We start from the raw sequence: 17,909 nt of genomic DNA, 5'->3' as shown, positions 1-17,909 counted from the left end.
TGAGGCGCGCGTATCCGGTCGGTATCGCTTGGTCACAATTGGTAACGCGGCGGCAACGGCGGGCGGCATGGCTTGCGCGCCTGTCGTGAATCCCGGAAAACTGCGGTCATGAGCGCGCCCGGCACCACCCTTCTTGTCGTCGAGGACGATCCCGAGATCCGCAGTCTCGTGGTGGAGATGATGCGCCGCGAGGGCTACACGGTCGAGGAGGCGGAGGATGCCGGCGGAATGGACGCCGTGCTTGCGCGCTGCCGGCCGGACCTGATGATCCTGGACCTGATGCTGCCGGGCGAGGACGGGCTTTCCATCTGCCGTCGGATCCGGGCCCGCGATTCCATGCCCATCCTCATGCTGACGGCCAAGAGCGACGAGATCGATCGGGTGCTGGGCCTGGAGATGGGCGCGGACGACTATCTGGTGAAGCCGTTCGGCCCGCGCGAACTCCTGGCCCGGGTACGCGCCATCTTGCGCCGGGGGCAGGGGGGAGCCGTGAGTCCGCCGTCACGGCGGTTTTCCTTCGATGCCTTCGTGGTGGATCTGGACGCCCGTCAGCTGAACCGTGAGGACGGCCGTGACGTGGCGCTCACCACGGCCGAGTTCGACCTGCTCGCGTGCTTCGTGCAGCGTCCACGGCGGGTTCTCACCCGCGACCAGATCCTGGAGTGGACGCATGGTCGTTCGGCCGACCCGTTCGACCGTACGGTGGACATGCTGGTCTCGCGGCTGCGCAAGAAGCTCGACGGGGTGAGCCCGGGGGCCGAACTGATCACGACGGTCAGGAACGGCGGCTACCTGTTCGTCGCCCCGGTGAAGTCGGTGTCCTGAGCGTGCGCGTCTCCCTCTCCGCGCGCATCACGGTCACCGTTCTGATCACCCTTCTGGTTGTCTGGCTGCTGGCTCTGGCCGCCTACTATATCCGCGATCGGGACGCGCAGTCCGAGGCGCTGATTCCGCCCGAGACGCTGGCCGCGATTCTCGAACTCGCCGAGATGGCCTCGCCGCGCGAGCGCGCGCTGATCGTCCGGGCGATCGACACGCCCGGACTTCAGATCCGGATCCTGCCGGCGGAGGAGGCGCCGTTCGCGTCGGAGACGCCGCGGGTGGCGGCCCTCGCCGAGCGCTACAGGTCCGTCCTGGAAGGCCATCGCTATTCCCTGCAGGTGCTGCCCCACGGCGGGGTGCAGGACACCTTTCCCTACGTGTTCGGCAAGGCCGTCAACGCAGTCGAGTTCCGGATCGCGCTCGACGGGGGCGAGATCCTGGTGGTCGACATGCGCACCCCGCTGCTGGTGTCCCGGCTGGGCTTGCCGGTGGGTTTCGGGGCCGGTCTCATTGGCACGGTGATCGCCCTGATCGCGCTCGTCATCATGCACCGCGAAACGCGGCCACTGCGGCGGCTGGCGGCAGCGGCGGACCGGATCGACCTGTCCGGTGACCCGGTCGAGCTACCGAGCGTCGGGTCCACGGCGCCGGAGATCCGCTCGCTGATCGAGGCCTTCGATCGCCTGCAGACCCGCCTCGCCGGTCTCCTGAAGGCCCGCATGGCGATGCTCGGCGGAATTTCCCACGACGTGCGCACTTTCGCGACGCGGCTGCGGCTGCGTGTGGAGGAACTGCCCGATGGGCCGGGCCGCGAACGCGCGATTGCCGACATCGCCGACATGATCCGGCTGCTCGATGACGCGCTGATCTCCAGCAAGGCCGGGGCGGGTGAGCTCTCCGAAGAGCTGCTTGAGCCTGCGCTGCTGGTCGAGGAGGAGGTGGAGGACCGCAAGGCCGCCGGTGCCGCGATCGATGGTCGGATCGCCGAAGATGCCCGCCTCGTCAGCGTGCTGGGCGACCGGCTGGCGCTCCGGCGGATCATCGCGAACCTCGTCGACAACGCCTTGCGCTACGGCCACGCGGCACACCTCTCGGTGGACGCCGACGCGGATGTCGTGATGCTGGTGGTCGACGACGAGGGCGAGGGCGTGCCGCAAGACCAGCGCGCGGCCCTGCTGGAGCCGTTCGTGCGGATGGAAGCCTCGCGCAGCCGCCTGACGGGCGGCGCGGGCCTCGGCCTTGCCGTGGTGCGCAGCCTGGTGGAAGCCCATGGCGGTACTCTCACCATCGGCGATGCCCCTACCGGCGGCGCACGTTTCATCGTCAGTCTGCCCCGCTTCCACGTGGCCTGACCGGCGGACCTGGCGCGACGCCGTGGGCACGAAAAATCCCGGCCCGCACAGGCGGACCGGGACAAGTGATGGATGGAGAAGAGACAGAGTTCTTTTTGGTCGATTGCGAGGCGGGCGACGGCGCGGAGTTGGGCGGGTGACCGCCTGCCGACTTTCGCCGGAGAACCGGGGCGGGGTGCTCCTGGCGAGGCCGGCCGGCCGATCCGAAACGGATCGGCCGTGGCGGTCCTCCGCGCCGCGCGCCCTATTTCGCAAGGACTTCGGTGAGCGCCTGCTTGCAGGGTGTTGAGACCTGCGCGGCGTTATCCTTCAGGCACTGGCCGATGCGGCCGTCGCCGCGTTCGACCCCGGCGCAGAGCGTCTGGACGTCGGCCTTGCAGGCCTGGGCGATGGTGCGCATCTCGGCGCGGCTGATCTGCGGGCTCTGTGCCTGGGCCATGGCTGCCGTGGCAGTTGCCAGAGCGCCGACGACGGCCGCGGCGGATGCGACGACGGCAATGGGACGATGCATGGTTCGAGTTCTCCAGGAGCGGACGGGGCGAACGGCCGCCGTCAGCGGTTGACGGACCAGGACCGGGAACGGCTGCCGCCATTCGGTCCGGTGACGGTTGCGGAGCCGCTGCACCCGTCGCGGCAGGCGCCGCGGTACGGGGCCCGGTAGCGGGGTGGTGCGGCATAGACCCTGGCCGGTGCGCGGTAGGGGCCGTAGTAGGCCGGTCCGCGGGCGTACCAGGGGTAGCCGACATAGTGGCGGTCCCAGTAGGCGGCCGGCGTGTAGGTGACGACCGGGAAGCCCACCGTCGGGCTGACCACCACCGCCGTGCCCTGGACCACCGTGGTGAGGTAGCTGGACGACACCCAACCCCGGGCTCCGCCGAAGTTGACGTCGCACCAGGAGTAGTCGGCGACGCAGCCATAGGTCGCCACGGTTGATCCGGCCGGGACGATCCGGACCACCGGGTAGGTGGTGCTCGGCCCCGCCCGCATGTTGACGTTTGCCGTGGCCACCGACGTGGCGGCTGCGAGCACGTCGACCGGTGCCAGCGGCATGGCGGCGATCGCCGCTGCGGCAAACAGGTGACTGCATTTCATCGTGGCCTCCATCTCCCGGCCCTCTCGGACCGCGCCGGCACTGCCGGCTGAACGGGGTCGGCTGAGCGTCGCTGCGCCCTCCGACGAGAAGGGAGATGGGGAGCCAATGTCGCGCTCGTGTCGCACCGGCGTGGCAACGCGTCGGAAGTTGTGCCGGTCCTGTAACGGTCTGTCACAGGCCGGTGCCCGGTGCCTCGAAATGGGCGGAATCGGCCCGGTCCCCACCGGCTGAAAGGGCTGCGACCGGGGCCTTGACGGGGCTCTACCCTTGCCGCCACTCTCCCTTCAGGGACGAAACGCCGAAGCTGCTGCAACCGGTGGGGCGGCCGTTCCGGGTCAATGGCGCGGCTGCGCTGTGGAAAGACCCGGACCGCCGTTCACAACTCGACCGGATCGATGTCGCTTCGGACGCACCAGAAACGCCGGGCCTCCCTCCGAGTGCACCGGCTTCCAAGGAGAATGACATGCGGTCCGAACGCTGGTTCATGGCTGCCGCCTGCGCAGCCGGTCTCTTTCTGTCATCCCAGGCCGTGCAGGCGCAGGGCGAGGTCGAGGTCCTGCACTGGTGGACCTCCGGCGGCGAGGCTGCGGCTGTCGGCGAGCTGAAACAGTCCTACGAGGCCGAGGGCGGCACGTGGATCGATTCCCCGATCGCCGGCGGCGGCGGCGACGCGGCGATGACGGCGCTGCGCGCCCGCGTGGTCTCGGGCAATCCGCCCGCAGCCGTGCAGCTCAAGGGTCCCGGCATCCAGGAATGGGCGGACCAGGGAGCGCTTGCGAGCGTCGAGGATGTTGCCGGCGAAAACAGCTGGGACGAGCATCTGCCGGAGGTGCTGGCTGGCATCATGAAATTCGAGGGCGAGTACGTGGCGGCACCGGTGAACATTCACCGGGTCGACTGGCTCTGGGCCAACCCGGAAGTGCTTGCCAGGGTGGACGCAGAAATGCCCACCACCTGGGAGGAGTTCAACGCGGTTGCCGACAAGCTTCAGGCGGAAGGCATCACGCCGCTGGCCCACGGCGGCCAGCCCTGGCAGGACGCAACGCTCTTCGAGGTTCTGGTCCTGGGCATCGGCGGGCCGGACTTCTACCGCTCGGCGCTCGTCGACCTCAACGAGGAGGCGCTTGAGAGCCAGACCATGGTGGACGTCTTCGACCAGCTGCGGAAGCTGCGCGGCTACGTCGACCCGAACTTCTCGGGCCGCGACTGGAACCTGGCCACCGCCATGGTGATGAACGGCGAGGCGGGCTTCCAGATCATGGGCGACTGGGCGAAGGGCGAGTTCCTGGCCGCGGGCAAGGTGCCGGGCAAGGACTTCCTGTGCGCAGCGGCGCCGGGCAACGGCTTCCTGCTCAACTCCGACTCCATCGCCTTCTTCAATGTCCGCGACGGCGATCAGCAGGAAGGCCAGAAGGTTCTCGCCAGCCTGATCATGTCGCCGGACTTCCAGGAGAGCTTCAACCTCGCCAAGGGCTCGATCCCGGCCCGCACCGACGTGGCGCTCGACGCTTTCGACGAGTGCGCCCAGCGCTCCCGGGCCGACCTTGAAGCGGCGATCGAGGCCGATGCGCTGCTGCCATCGATGGCCCATGAGATGGCCGTGCCGCGGACGGTGCGCGGCGAGTTCATGGACGTCGTCACGAACTTCTTCAATTCCGACATGAGCTCGCAGGACGCAGTGGAGACGCTGTCCTCCGCCATCGAGCGGGCGCAGCTCTGATAGACGCCGTCCGGGAGCCGCGTCCGCGCGGCTCCCATCGGCTCTGGCACCGGGTGGAGGGTTCATGAGTTCGGTCGAGGGCAGTGTGAAACCGCGCGCCGCGGGGTGGCGGCTGGAGCGCTGGCTGCCGCAACTGGTGGTCTCGCCGATCTTCGCGCTGAGCCTGTTCTTCGTCTATGGCTTCATCGCCTGGACGGTCTACATCTCCTTCACCAAGTCGCGGATGCTGCCGGTCTACGAGTTCATCGGCCTGGCCCAGTACGAGCGGCTGTGGGCCACGCCGCGCTGGCACGTGGCGCTGGAGAACCTGTTCGTCTTCGGCGGTCTGTTCATCTTCGGCTGCCTGCTCATCGGGCTGCTGCTGGCGATCTTCCTCGACCAGCGGATCCGCGCGGAAGGCGTGCTCAGGACCATCTACCTCTACCCGATGGCGCTGTCCTTCATCGTCACCGGAACCGCCTGGAAATGGATCCTCAACCCGGGTCTCGGCATCGAGAAGCTCGTGCGCGACATGGGCTTCCCGAACTTCACCTTCGACTGGCTGGTGAACCCGGAGATGGCAATCTACACCGTTGTCATCGCCGGCATCTGGCAGTCGTCCGGATACGTGATGGCGTTGTTCCTGGCAGGCTTGCGCTCGGTTGACGACGACATCCTCAAGGCGGCCGCCATAGACGGGGCAGGCCCGATCCGTACCTACGCCGGCATCATCCTGCCGATGCTGGGGCCGGTGCTCTTGTCCGCCGTCATCATCCTCACCCACCTCGCGGTGAAGAGCTTCGACCTCATCATCGCACTCACCGGCGGTGGGCCCGGCTACGCCACCGACGTGCCGGCGACCTTCATGTACGCCTACGCCTTCCAGCGCAGCGAGCTCGGCATGGCAGCGGCAAGCGCTGTGATGATGCTTGCCACGATCCTCGCGATCATGGTGCCCTATCTCTACTCCGAGCTTCGGGAGAAGGACCGGTGAGCGGGGCGACAGACGGCATCGTGCGCGCCAGCGGAGCGGGATCACGCTTCCTGCGGATCCTCTTGTTTGCGCTGCTTATCCTGTTCGCGCTCTACTATCTGCTGCCCTTCTTCGTGATGCTCGCCACGTCGCTGAAGACGCTGGACGAGATCCGCACGGGCTCGCTCATCAGCCTGCCCTCGAGCCTCAATCTCCAGCCCTGGGTGGAGGCATGGAGCGGGGCCTGTGTCGGCGTGCGCTGCGACGGGCTGCAGCCCTATTTCTGGAATTCCGTGCTGATCGCCATACCGGGCGTCGCGATCTCCACCTTCCTGGGCGCCATCGCCGGCTACGCGCTGACCAAGTGGCGCTTCCGGGGGGCAAACATCATCTTCGCGCTGATGCTGTTCGGTGCGTTCATTCCGTTCCAGGTGGTGCTGCTGCCAATGGCGCGGACCCTCGGCTTCCTGGGAATCGCCGGAACACTGGCCGGCCTGATCCTGGTGCACGTGGTCTACGGCCTGGCCTTCACCACCCTGTTTTTCCGCAACTTCTTCGTCAGCGTCCCGGATGCGTTGGTGCACGCCGCCAAACTCGATGGCGCGGGCTTCTTCGCCATCTTCTTCCGCATCCTGGTGCCGATGGCGATCCCGACCTTCGGCATCACGGTGATCTGGCAGTTCACCCAGATCTGGAACGACTTCCTGTTCGGCGTGGCGTTTACGGTGGGCGATTCAAACCCGGTCACCGTCGCGCTCAACAACGTCGTCAACACGTCCACCGGGGTGAAGCAGTACAATGTCGACATGGCGGCCGCGATCATCGCCGCCCTGCCGACGCTCCTCGTCTATGTCGTCGCTGGCCGCTACTTCCTGCGCGGTCTGGCGGCAGGCGCAGTCAAAGGGTAGCCATGTCGGGCGTCACGCTGGAAAATGTCTGGAAGCGGTTCGGCACCACGGAGGTGCTGAAGGGGATCGACCTCGCCTTCGAACCGGGCGAGTTCGTCGTGCTCGTTGGCCCTTCGGGGTGCGGAAAGTCGACGCTCCTCAACATCGTGGCCGGGCTGGAGACGCTCACAGAGGGCGAGGTGCGGATCGGCGACCGGGTGGTCACCCACGTGCCGCCCAAGGACCGCGACATCGCCATGGTGTTCCAGTCCTACTCGCTCTACCCGACCAAGTCTGTGCGCCGGAACATCACCTTCGGCATGGAAATGCGCGGCGTCGACAAGGCCAAACAGGACAAGAGCGTCGCGGACGTTGCGGCGCTGCTGCATATCGAGCCGCTCCTTGACCGCAAGCCCGCGCAACTCTCCGGCGGCCAGCGCCAGCGCGTGGCCATGGCCCGTGCCCTCGTGCGGGACCCCGACCTCTTCCTGTTCGACGAGCCGCTCTCCAACCTCGACGCCAAGCTTCGCATCGAGATGCGCACGGAGATCAAGAAGCTGCACCAGCGCATCCAGAAGTCGGTGATCTACGTGACCCACGACCAGATCGAGGCGATGACGCTTGCCTCCCGGATCGCGGTCATGGACCAGGGTCACGTGCGCCAGTTCGCGACGCCCGACGAGATCTACGAGAACCCGGCCGACCTCTTCGTGGCGTCCTTCATGGGCTCGCCGCCCATGAACATCCTTTCCGGTCGAATCGTCGATGAGGGCGGCCTGGCGGTGGAGGTGTCCGATGAGGCCGGCCCTGTCCGCTTCCCGTTGCCGGATCCGCTGGCCAGGTCTGTCGCCGGGGCGGCAGGGCGGTCGGTGAAGCTCGGCCTGCGTCCGGAAACGATCACCGGCCGTGATGGCCAGCAGCGCGTGGCCGATCTCTTCGCCTTCGAACGCCGGATCGAGGTCATCGAACCCACCGGACCCGATACGATGCTGATCACCTCTCTGGGCGGCGAGGAACTCATTGCGCGCGTGCGTCCGGAGGACAGGGCGCAGGTGGGGCAGCCATTCGCCTTCGAGGTGAACATGGCGAAGGCCAAGCTGTTCGACGCGGAGAGCGGCAGGCGGCTGTGACGGGCCTTTAGACAAGTTTCCGGACGGCGAACGGGTTTCCTCTTTGCCTGGAAACGCTCACCCCGCGATCCTGGAGTGGAAGGCCTCCGGGAAGACCTCGGCCAGGGCAACCAGCCAAAGGGACAGCGTCACCACCGAGGCCAGCGTCGTGGCGGAGATCACGGCGGCGGCGTCGCGCTGTGCCACGTCATATTCCTCGGCGAGGAAGTAGACGCTCTTGGCGGTCGGCACGGCAGCGCAGATCGTCACCGCTATGATCGTGAACGGCGCCATGTCGAGGGCCATGGCGACGGCGAAGACCAGGGCCGGCAAGACCGCCAGCTTGACCACGCTGAGGGCGGCAATGCGGACGATGTCGTAGCGGATGGCCTTCAGATCCAGCGAGGCGCCGATGGCGAACAGGGCGCCGGGCGTCAGGGCTGCGGCGAGGATGGCCAGGTAGTCGTCGACGATGGCCGGGATCGGGATGGCGAAGCTCGCGAAGACAAGGCCCAGCAGCGTCGGCCAGACCAGCGGGCTGAGAAGCACGTCGCGGCCGATCCGGGTCCATGACGGTCGGGTCCCGGTCGAACCGCGCGCCGCCACGAGCATGGCCACGCCGATGGGAAAGAACACGCCGGCGATGATGATGTTGGCCACCGCTGCCGGGGGGACGCCCGCCGCGCCGAAAAGCGAATGCAGGATCGGCAGCGCGACAAAGCCGGTGTTGGTCTGGACGGCGGAAAGGGACAGGATCGCGCGCTGACCGGCGTTATCGCCCAGCCAGCGGCCGGCCACAAGCCGGGCCAGGATCAGAAGAAGGAGCGTGCCGCCGCCGAAGGCGAGCCAGAATTTCCAGTCGAGAATGGAGGAGAGGGAGTCTTCCGCGACGATGCGGAACATCAGCGCCGGAAGGCTGACGCGGTAGACGAACTGGACCAGCGGTCCCGCGATCGTGGCCGGCAGGATACCCAGCCGAACCATGGCGAAGCCGGTGAGCATGACGGCGAAGACCGGCACGACCAGCGCAAGCGTTTCCACGATGCAAGTCCCCCCTGTCGCCGTATTGGGGGAGGATGATCGCCCCGACCGACGAATGCCCACTGGACGGCGAAAGGCTGCGGAACCGGGTGCGCCGGGTCAACCCGCAATTGAGACGGGCTTGATCCGGAGCGACCGGAGGAATTGGAATGTGTCCGGCTCGACGGTGAAGCGAGTCGGCCTCGCACACGCTCCGGCAGCGAAGGAAACAGGGAGAAGCCTGACATGGGAATGGCTGCGTATGCCGAGGATCTGGACCGTCGCGTGGCGAACTTCGCCTCCCTGTCTCCGCTCGGGTTCCTGGAGCGCTCGGCGAGCGTCTATCCGGGGCGGCTTGCCGTCGTGCACGGCGAGCGGCGCTACAACTGGGCACAGCTCTATGAGCGCTCGCGCCGGCTGGCCTCGGCGCTTGCCGCGCGCGGCATCGGCGAGGACGACACGGTCGCGGTGATGCTCGCCAACACGCCGGAAATGATCGAGTGCCATTTCGGTGTGCCGATGGCCGGAGCCGTGCTCAACGCGCTCAACATCCGGCTCGATGCGGCGGCGATCGCCTTCATGCTCGATCACGGCGAAGCGAGGCTCATCATCTGCGACACGGAATTCGCGCCGGTGATGGCGGAGGCGCTGGAGCGCCTGGGCCGGGACATCCCGGTGATCGACGTGGATGACGGGCTGGCCGCCCACCGGCACGATCAGATCGGCGAGACGGACTACGAGGCCTTCCTTGCCGGCGGCGATCCGGACTTCGCCTGGACCGCGCCCGAGGACGAATGGAAGGCCATCGCGCTGAACTACACGTCTGGCACCACGGGCGATCCGAAGGGTGTCGTCTACCACCATCGCGGTGCCTACCTGACGGCGATGGGCAACGTGCTGGCCTGGGATCTGGCGCACCACCCGGTCTATCTCTGGACCCTGCCGATGTTCCACTGCAACGGCTGGTGCTTCCCGTGGACCATCGCCGCGCTGGCCGGCACCCATGTCTGCCTGCGCCAGGTGAGCGGCGCGGCCATCCTGGACGCGATCCGGGAGCGGGGGGTGACCCACTTCTGCGGCGCGCCGATCGTTCTCTCCATGGTGGTCGACGCGGTCCTATCGCAGGAGACCGAGCTGCCGCACCCCGTGAAGGTCATGACGGCCGCAGCGCCGCCGCCTGCTGCCACGCTGGAGGCCATGGAGAAGGCCGGTTTCGCCGTCACCCATGTCTACGGGCTGACCGAGGTCTATGGACCGGCCGTGGTCTGTTCCTGGCATGGGGAATGGGACGCCGAACTGGCTGAGGAGCGCGCCCGGCTGAAGTCGCGCCAGGGCGTGCGCTACCACGTGCTCGCCGATCTCAAGGTCAAGTTTCCCGAGACGCTGGAAGACGTGCCGCACGATGGCGAGACCGTCGGCGAGATCATGTTCCGCGGCAACGTGGTGGCGAAGGGCTACCTGAAGAACCCGTCCGCGACGGAGGCGGCCTTCGCCGACGGCTGGTTCCATTCCGGCGATCTGGCCGTGGTGCATCCCGACGGTTATCTGCAGATCAAGGACCGCTCCAAGGACATCATCATTTCCGGCGGGGAGAACATCTCGTCGGTGGAGGTGGAGGACGTGATCTACCGCCACCCTGCGGTGGCCTCGGTGGCGGTGGTTGCAAAGCCCGACGAGAAATGGGGCGAGACGCCGTGCGCCTTCGTGGAGCTGCGGCCCGGTGTGGAGGCCTCCGAAGACGAGATCGTCGCCTTCTGCCGGGAGCGGCTGGCCCACTTCAAGTGCCCCAAGGCGGTGGTGTTCGGGCCGCTGCCGAAGACATCGACGGGCAAGATCCAGAAGTTCGAGCTGCGCACCCGCGCCCGCGCCGTCTGAGCGGTCCCTGCCGTCTGCACATTGACAACCGCTGGCGGCAAGGCTCCGCTGTCGCTCCCACCAGATGCCTCACCCCAAGCGGTACGCCCCGTATGGAGAGGAACCCGACATGCCGCACATGACCGGTGGCGAGGCGATCGTCCGCGAACTGGAGCTGCACGGCGTCGACACGCTGTTCGGCCTGCCTGGTGCGCAGATCTACGGCCTGTTCGACGCGCTGGCGCGCTCCAACGCCATCCGGACGATCGGTGCGCGGCACGAGCAGGCGTGCGGTTACATGGCGTTCCGCTATGCCCGCGCCAGTGGTCGGCTGGGTGTCTACTCGTTGTTTCCGTGACCGGGCATCCTAAAAGCCGGTGCCGCGCTGGTGACCGCACAGAGCGCCAACGAGCCGGTTCTCTGCCTGACCGGTCAGGTGCCAAGTCCGTTCCTGGGCAAGGATAGGGGGCACCTACACGAGATGTACGACCAACTCGCCACGCTGTGGGGGGCTTACCAGGCGGATCGGCCGGATTGACCATCCGAGCCTGGTCACATGCAGATGGGCCGAGAGTTTCAGGAGATGGATCGATGCGCCGCGGCCCGGCGGCGCTGGAGATGCCGTGGGAGCAGTCTTCGGCCCGCGCGCCCGTCGATCTCGCCGGTCCTCTGGCCGTCTGGCCGGAACGGTCGGTGGATGTCGACGTCATCGACGAGGCGGAGGCGCCGATGGTCTTCGTCGGTTCCGGTGCCCTCGTGGCCATCGAGGAGGTCAGGGCCCTTTCGGCCCGGCTCGGGCGCCGGTGGTTTTCTTCCGCGCGGCCGCGGCATCGTCTCGGAGCGCGAGCCGCTGGGCCTGACCATCGCCAACACCTACGAGCTTTGGGACGAGACCGACTTAGTGATTGGCATCGGGGCCCGGCTGGCGTTCGTCGAAGTGCCGCTCAAGCTGGTGCGCGAGGTCAGCCCCCGCCGCTTCATTCCGCGGTGAGTTTGCTGCCAGAACGGTGTGTCACGAGCCGCGCGTTTCCGCGCAATGTGCAGAGGTTTTCACCTTGATCGCAACCGCCTGGGCTGGGCGTGAATAGCGTTGTCGGATCAATTTCCAGGTGCTAAACGCCGTCATCACCGCCCGATCAGTCGTTGCCAGTACGAGTTTAGAAGACCGTTCATGACAAATGTGCGCCATGCCGATCTGCCGGGACGGTCTGCGGCTGTCGTGACGTCCGGGCATCCCTTTCGAAAGAAAACATCGACTTTGGCCCCGCACGGGGGATCGTTCCCGCTCGTCGCCGTAATCGTCGCATTGCTGACGACGCTCTTCGCGTTCCTTCCCGTCCTGGGGGTTTTCCAGGGCGTTACGGCCGGGTGGCCAGGCTTCATGCTGACCGGTGATGTCCGCATGGCCTGGTTTCCCCAGTTCGTGGAGGGCTATAACCGCTTTTGGAGCGGTGGAATCTTTGGCGTTGATTTTCTAACGCACGGCGGGGCAAGCGACTTTGGTCTCAGGCCGAATATGCTGCCCGCCTATCCATTGTTCGTGCTCAGCTACCTGCTGTTCGATGTCTCCGACATCACCACGGCCGGTGTGGTTTTCGCGGGCCTGCACGCGCTCCATTTCTTTGCGGGGGCCCTGTTTACCTCGCTCCTGTGCTGGAGGTATCTCGGCTTATCGCGTGGAGCAAGCCTGTTCGCCAGCATTGCTTTTGTGCTCTCTTTCCACGTTTCGAGCTACATCGCCTACACGCCGTTCTGGTTCCAGGCGATGCTGATGCCGGTGCTGGCCTATGTCCTGTGCTGGCTTCTTTTTGCCCGCCATTGGTTCGCACCGCTGCTCGCCGTTCCCGTTATCGTGACGTACATGCTGACAAGCTATGTGCCGATGATGGTCGGCGGCCTCGCGGTCGCTGCGATCCTCTGTCTTGCAGTCTACTACATCCGCTTCATCCGACCGCTTCGCTGGCGCTCCGCCGCACCGCGGATCTGGGCACCGGCCGTAGCCTCGGTCCTCTCCGTCCTTATTGTCGCGCCGTATTATCTGGCCCAGTTTCATTACATGCGACTAGTCGCAGAGCCGCACAAAAGCCTCAACGCCGTCGCGCACATGGATGCCCTGAACGGTCACAGCATCGTCGCGGCACTGTCCCAATTTTCCACAGTCGCACCGCCTGTCGAGTCACGGCTCTTTTTCGGCTTTGCAGCCCTTCTAGTGATCGTCTGCGGCCTCGCACTTCTAGCCGGAGGGCTTAGCGCTTCTGTGCGTTCGCGGACCGTCCTCTCGATCACGCTTGCAACATTCCTGGTCTTCGCCATCGCAGCCCTTGGCGCTGCGACTGTTGCCTCCGATGCGTTCTACTACGCCGTGCCGGTACTCGGCCGGATGCACTTGTACGTCCGCTATCTTCTGTTCGCCGGCCTGCCGTTCGCCATTGCCCTCGCCATCTGCGCAGACTGGATTGCGCGGTTGGCGAGTGCGAGGCAGCGCACTGCGATCTTCCTCTCAGTGGTGATCTTCTGGGGTGCCTTCAGCGTCTGGCTCGCGCTGAGCGGCGAGGCGCACAAATACTTCATTGTTGACAGTGTTCTGGTGGAGGCATTCCTAGCGATGCTTTGCGTCGCGATTCTTGTCATGGGTCGAACCTCACTGACAGTAGCACTCTCCGCGATTCCGCTGGTCCTCGTTTCTTCCTATCCGATGTTCAATATCCAGCGCCTCTATGGGCAGCACGGCGCTTTCCAGGCCTTCGTCGATTTTGAGGATGCGACGAAAGACCGGCTTGTCGGCATCTTTAGAGATTACCCGGAACAGAAGGATCTGACCAAGGTTTTGAGCCTGTCCGAGGGCGTAGACACCTACTTCCCGCTGAACGAGCCATGGCTGCTAAGCGATCGTATTAAGGTCATGAGCTATTCCGGCTATGACGCCGTGCTCGCGATGGAGAACGCGTATCATTCGATGATGGGCGGCTGGTTCGGCCGCTACAATCGCGAATGGGTGCTGCGCACGGGTGTAGACTTTATCCTCTGGGACGAGGCGAGCCGCCACAAACTGTCGATGATTGCCGCGGATACAGTCACCTTTGGCGCGACCCATCCCGTGGGCAACATGTACCTGACCCAGTTGATTTATTCGGAACCGGCACGGATTGGTCAGAGTAGCGCGCTCGTTCGGGTGCGGGAGGGCGAGCCCATCGGCTGGTCACCGCACGTGATCGACGGCTGGGACATCAAGAACGGAATTCTAGTCAAACCCGACAACGGAATGCAGGCGCGCGCGGGTGTCGCAATCAAGCCGCTTGAGGGCGCGACCTACGAAGTCAGCGTCGAGGTCCGCAATTCAAGCGTCGGCAAAGTGTTTGTCGCACTCGGCGGGACGACTGGCGAGGGCCTCCCCGGCGAAGAACCGGGCGTTCACACGCGGACCTTTACGTCCGACGGCAAGGGCGACTTCTGGATTACCGCCACGTCGGACTTTGACGGCGAGATCACCAACATTGTCGTGCGGGACATCAGCAGCGAGGTTCCGCGAGCGCAGACTGTGCTTGCCGACAATGGTATCCTGCGACTGGAAGGAAATCCCGGTACCGCCGCACTGACCTCTTTTTCCACCAACTGGACAAAAAAGGTTACAGCCAGTGTGGAAGGGACCGAGCCTTCGCAACTGGTCTTCGAACTGTGGCCCAACGCCTCGTGGCAGCCCTATCTCAACGGTGAGCCGGTGGAATGGGAAATGATCGGGACCTGGCCACCGTTCGTCACTATTCCCGCAGGCAATCACTTCTTCAAGCTGCGCTACGAGAACATCTGGACGACTCTGTTCGGGATCACCGTGTGGACCGGGATCGGGGTTGTCGCGGTCGCGGTGGTGGGAGCTGGTGTGACTGCCGCGCGCAGCCGCCGCCGGCGGCAGCCGCGAGCAGCGTGAGGCGCCACCATGGTCATGATGTTGAAATCGACTAAGGACGTAGCGGGTAAAGCCTGATGGGGGAGGTCCGTTCCGACCATCGTGTGCCGGCGCAACCGGAAGTCGTCGCCAATCCGTATCGCAGGCCCGCCGGAACGCCGCTGACTTCGAGGATGAACGTCCACGCGGTTGCGGCAGCGACGGCCGTCCTCGCAACGCTGTTTGCCTTCCTGCCTGTCCTGGGCGTCTTTCAGGGAGCCACCGCCGGCTGGCCAGGCTACGCGCTGGTCGGGGATGTTCGTCTTGCATGGTTTCCCCAGTTCGTTGAGGGTTACAACAGGTTTTGGGGTGGCGGAATCTTTGGCGTGGACTTCCTGACCCATGGCGGGGCCAGTGATTTCGGTCTGCGGCCGAACATGCTGACGGTCTATCCGCCTTACTTGCTGGCTTATCTGGTTTTCGACGTATCCGACCTGTCGACGGCCGTGTTCGCCTTTACACTCATCCATGTTCTGCATTTTCTCGCAGCCACCTACTTCACGGTGCTGCTGGCGCGCCACTTCTTTGGGCTGAGTATCGGTGCCAGCGTGTTCGCGGCGCTCGCCTTCGTTCTGTCCTTCCAGACGTCCACCTACCTGGCCTACACGCCCTTCTGGTTCCAGGCGATGTGGCTGCCGGTTATCGCCTATCTGCTTTGTTGGCTTCTGTTCGCGCGGCGCTGGCTGGTGACGGTGGCAGTGGTCCCGATTTTCATCATCTACATGCTCACCAGCTATGCGCCCATGATGCTCGGCGGTTTACTGGTCGCGTTTTTCATTGCCGCAAACCTCTATTATGACCGGTTTCATCGCCCTCTTAAAACTCGGGTGGCGCTACAGCGTCTGTTTATGCCTTTCTTGGCTACCGGCCTAGCTGTTCTCGCGGTTCTGCCGTTCTATATCGGGCAAATCAACCACGTCGAGCTAGTCGCCGAACCCCAGAAGAACCTGTCGAGCGTCGCCCATGCCGACACCTTCAACGGCCGGAGCCTGCTTGCCGGCATCTCGCAGTTCAGCGAGTTCGGCGCTGCCTTTGAGACCCAGTATTATCTGGGCCTGGTGCCAATTGCGCTCATCCTCCTCGGGGTGATTGTGCTGGCCAGCGCGCGCGGCAGTATCCCGCAGCGCAAGGCTCGTTTTGCCGGACTTATGCTCGTCCCGTTCATCTTGGTCACCATTATCTCGCTAGGCTCCCATACGATCGGGTCGGACGCGTTCTACTACGGCATTCCCGTGCTCGGGCGGATGCACCTCTATTTCCGTTACCTCCTCTTTGCCGGTCTGCCGCTCGCGTTGTCTCTTGCGTTCTTGGCCGAGCTCGTGGTTCAGCATGCTACACCCCATGTCCGCGGCTGGGGCTTTTGGGCCACCGCCTTTATCTGGCTGGTGTTTAGTCTCTGGCTGGTTTTCGATCCCGCCGCTGCCAAGTATTTTGAGATCGATCCTCTGCTCGGCGGAGTCCTGCTTTCCGCAATTGCCATCGGCATCATTCTGGTGGGGCGCACATCGCGTGCGCTTGTGTTCGCTGCGGTTCCCATGGCCGCGGTATCCGCCTATCCGTTGTTCGACATTCAGCGCGAGTTTGGACAGGAAGGCGTCTTCGACGACATGGTCGGCTATGTGAACGGCCCGTTGGATCGGATCGCGGCGATATTTGCGTCGTACCCCGACCACAAGTTCCTGACGAAGGTCGTCTATCTGACCGACAAAGTGGATACCTTCTTTCCGCTCAATGGCGGCTGGCTCATCAGCGACCGCGTGAAGGTTATGACTTTTTCCGGCTACGATGCCGTGCTGGCGATGGAGCGGGATTATCATAATCTGATGGGCGGTTGGTTCGGGCGATACAACCGAGAATGGGTGCTGCGCACGGGCGCCAATTTCGTCCTCTGGGATGAGGCCAGCCGTTCGCGCCTCTCGATGCTGGCCTCCGATACCGTCAGTCTTGGAGAGACGCACGCGATTGGAGACGGCTTTTTCCTGACGCACCTCGTCTATGGGGAGGAGCCACGCACGGGCCAGGATTCGGTGCTCGCCCAGTATCTTCAGGAGCAACCGGACACGTGGGACTTTCAGGTTGCCGACGGTTGGAACTTAGAGGACGGCCGGATGGTCCGGGTGCCGGGAAGCACTGCCAATCACTTCGGATTCGTCCTCAAGCATCAAAAGGGCACCGAATACGAAGTGCGCCTGGACGTGGAGGACTCGACGGCTGGCACCCTCTATGTTGCGTTCGGCGGGGTAAGGGGTGATGCGATCCCGGGAACGGAGCCCGGTCGCCATCGACAGACGTTCCGCGTCGACGGCCTGAACGATCTCTGGATTTCGGCGACCCCTGACTTCGACGGCGCGGTCACCAATATCGTGGTTCGCGAGGTCAACGCCGACCTTCAGGAGTTCTCGACGGTGGTCGCAGACAACGGCATCGTCCGCCTCGAGGCTGGGCCGGAAGGTGCCGAGCTCAAATCGTTCACGACGAACTTCTCGACCAAGGTAAAGGCTGTCGTGGACGGGGATCAGCAATCGCGGCTGGTCTACGAACTCTGGCCGAACGCCTCGCTGCGACCCTATCTGGACGGAGAGCCCATCGCGTGGGAGCGGGTGGGAAACTGGCCGGCGTTCGTCACCATTCCGCCTGGAACGCACGAGTTTACCCTGCGGTATGAGAACCGCTGGGTGCAAATCTTCCTCATCAACGTATGGTTCATGGTGTCGGTAAGCCTGATATGCCTTATCGTCATTACTGCTTCGACGTTCCGCAAGCGTCGGGATGAGCGCCGTCTGGAAACCAGTTGAACGGACGCAGTCTCAAAGGGCAGATCTTTCCATCATCTGCTCTGCGGCCTTAGAGCGTTTCATGTTTTGACGGAAGCGTATCCTGCGTTTGTTAGGTAGTTCCGGCATTCGTCGGGTTCGATGGTGTGGACGAGCTGCCCGAGGTGGCGCCATGTGTCCTCGATCGTGCGCTTCTGGGCGTGGCGCATCCAGTGCTTGATCTTGGCGAAGGCCTGCTCGATCGGATTGAGATCGGGTGAGTAGGGCGGCAGGAAGCGCAGCTCGGCGCCGGCGTCGTGGATCATCTCGCGCACGGCGGCCGACTTGTGGGAGCCGAGATTGTCCAGGATGACGATGTCGCCGGCCGCAAGGACCGGCACGAG

General features: G+C 64.8%; 14 protein-coding genes and 1 pseudogene. 11 read left to right on the top strand and 4 right to left on the bottom strand.

All coding sequences use genetic code 11. The features are described from left to right. The first annotated feature begins 108 nt into the window (after nt 1-108). Together C507_RS0118000 and C507_RS0117995 are read left to right on the top strand one after the other, a co-directional pair. On the top strand, nt 109-825 hold the full coding sequence (locus tag C507_RS0118000) for a response regulator (protein ID WP_018701118.1): 717 nt from the start codon (nt 109-111) through the stop codon (nt 823-825). Between the two features lie 2 nt (nt 826-827). Then, nucleotides 828-2,174, top strand: a complete 1,347-nt coding sequence (locus C507_RS0117995; RefSeq protein WP_018701117.1) for a sensor histidine kinase — start codon at nt 828-830, stop codon at nt 2,172-2,174. 244 nt (nt 2,175-2,418) lie between these two features. On the opposite strand, the gene C507_RS0117990 is transcribed toward C507_RS0117995, so the two are convergent. Together C507_RS0117990 and C507_RS21925 are read right to left on the bottom strand one after the other, a co-directional pair. Further along, a complete protein-coding gene (locus C507_RS0117990; protein WP_018701116.1) occupies nt 2,419-2,685 on the bottom strand; it encodes a cysteine rich repeat-containing protein in 267 nt (88 codons plus the stop codon). 41 nt (nt 2,686-2,726) lie between these two features. Next, complete coding sequence (locus C507_RS21925; RefSeq protein ID WP_156829380.1) at nt 2,727-3,266, bottom strand: SH3 domain-containing protein; 540 nt, start codon at nt 3,264-3,266, stop codon at nt 2,727-2,729. A gap of 464 nt (nt 3,267-3,730) precedes the next feature. On the opposite strand from C507_RS21925, the gene C507_RS0117980 reads away from it, so the two are divergent. From C507_RS0117980 to C507_RS0117965, 4 genes are all read left to right on the top strand, one after another. Continuing rightward, the gene (locus C507_RS0117980) at nt 3,731-4,987 is read left to right on the top strand and encodes an ABC transporter substrate-binding protein (RefSeq protein ID WP_018701114.1); all 1,257 of its coding nucleotides are present in this window, start codon (nt 3,731-3,733) and stop codon (nt 4,985-4,987) included. A gap of 64 nt (nt 4,988-5,051) precedes the next feature. Then, entirely contained in the window at nt 5,052-5,960 is a 909-nt protein-coding gene (locus C507_RS0117975) for a carbohydrate ABC transporter permease (RefSeq protein WP_018701113.1), read from the top strand. Beyond that, nucleotides 5,957-6,847: a carbohydrate ABC transporter permease gene (locus C507_RS0117970; RefSeq protein WP_018701112.1), complete on the top strand. Its 891-nt coding sequence runs from the start codon at nt 5,957-5,959 to the stop codon at nt 6,845-6,847. The genes C507_RS0117975 and C507_RS0117970 overlap by 4 nt, the downstream gene beginning before the upstream one ends. A 2-nt stretch (nt 6,848-6,849) precedes the next feature. Then, nucleotides 6,850-7,956: an ABC transporter ATP-binding protein gene (locus C507_RS0117965; protein ID WP_018701111.1), complete on the top strand. Its 1,107-nt coding sequence runs from the start codon at nt 6,850-6,852 to the stop codon at nt 7,954-7,956. 57 nt (nt 7,957-8,013) lie between these two features. Here C507_RS0117965 and C507_RS0117960 read toward each other — a convergent pair whose 3' ends face one another. Next, on the bottom strand, nt 8,014-8,976 hold the full coding sequence (locus tag C507_RS0117960) for an AEC family transporter (RefSeq protein ID WP_018701110.1): 963 nt from the start codon (nt 8,974-8,976) through the stop codon (nt 8,014-8,016). Between the two features lie 231 nt (nt 8,977-9,207). Between C507_RS0117960 and C507_RS0117955 the strand changes: the two genes are divergently transcribed. The 5 genes and pseudogenes from C507_RS0117955 to C507_RS0117935 all read left to right on the top strand — a co-directional run bounded on the left by C507_RS0117955 (nt 9,208) and on the right by C507_RS0117935 (nt 17,547). Continuing rightward, on the top strand, nt 9,208-10,830 hold the full coding sequence (locus C507_RS0117955) for an acyl-CoA synthetase (protein ID WP_018701109.1): 1,623 nt from the start codon (nt 9,208-9,210) through the stop codon (nt 10,828-10,830). 64 nt (nt 10,831-10,894) lie between these two features. Further along, a pseudogene (locus C507_RS23635) lies at nt 10,895-11,347 on the top strand (thiamine pyrophosphate-binding protein). Nucleotides 11,348-11,506: 159 nt separating this feature from the next. Further along, entirely contained in the window at nt 11,507-11,800 is a 294-nt protein-coding gene (locus C507_RS23515; RefSeq protein WP_245559715.1) for a hypothetical protein, read from the top strand. Nucleotides 11,801-11,980: 180 nt separating this feature from the next. Beyond that, complete coding sequence (locus C507_RS0117940) at nt 11,981-14,734, top strand: glycosyltransferase family protein (protein WP_245559714.1); 2,754 nt, start codon at nt 11,981-11,983, stop codon at nt 14,732-14,734. A gap of 56 nt (nt 14,735-14,790) precedes the next feature. Continuing rightward, nucleotides 14,791-17,547 (top strand): glycosyltransferase family protein, encoded by a 2,757-nt coding sequence (locus tag C507_RS0117935; protein ID WP_245559713.1) that lies wholly within the window; start codon nt 14,791-14,793, stop codon nt 17,545-17,547. 59 nt (nt 17,548-17,606) lie between these two features. Here C507_RS0117935 and C507_RS0117930 read toward each other — a convergent pair. Next, nucleotides 17,607-17,909: IS630 family transposase (locus tag C507_RS0117930; RefSeq protein WP_018697585.1), on the bottom strand; the 303-nt coding region annotated here is incomplete at its 5' end.

This window comes from Amorphus coralli DSM 19760, assembly GCF_000374525.1.
Classification (GTDB): Bacteria; Pseudomonadota; Alphaproteobacteria; order Rhizobiales; family Amorphaceae; genus Amorphus; species Amorphus coralli.
This window is presented reverse-complemented; position numbering and strand designations above follow the sequence as displayed.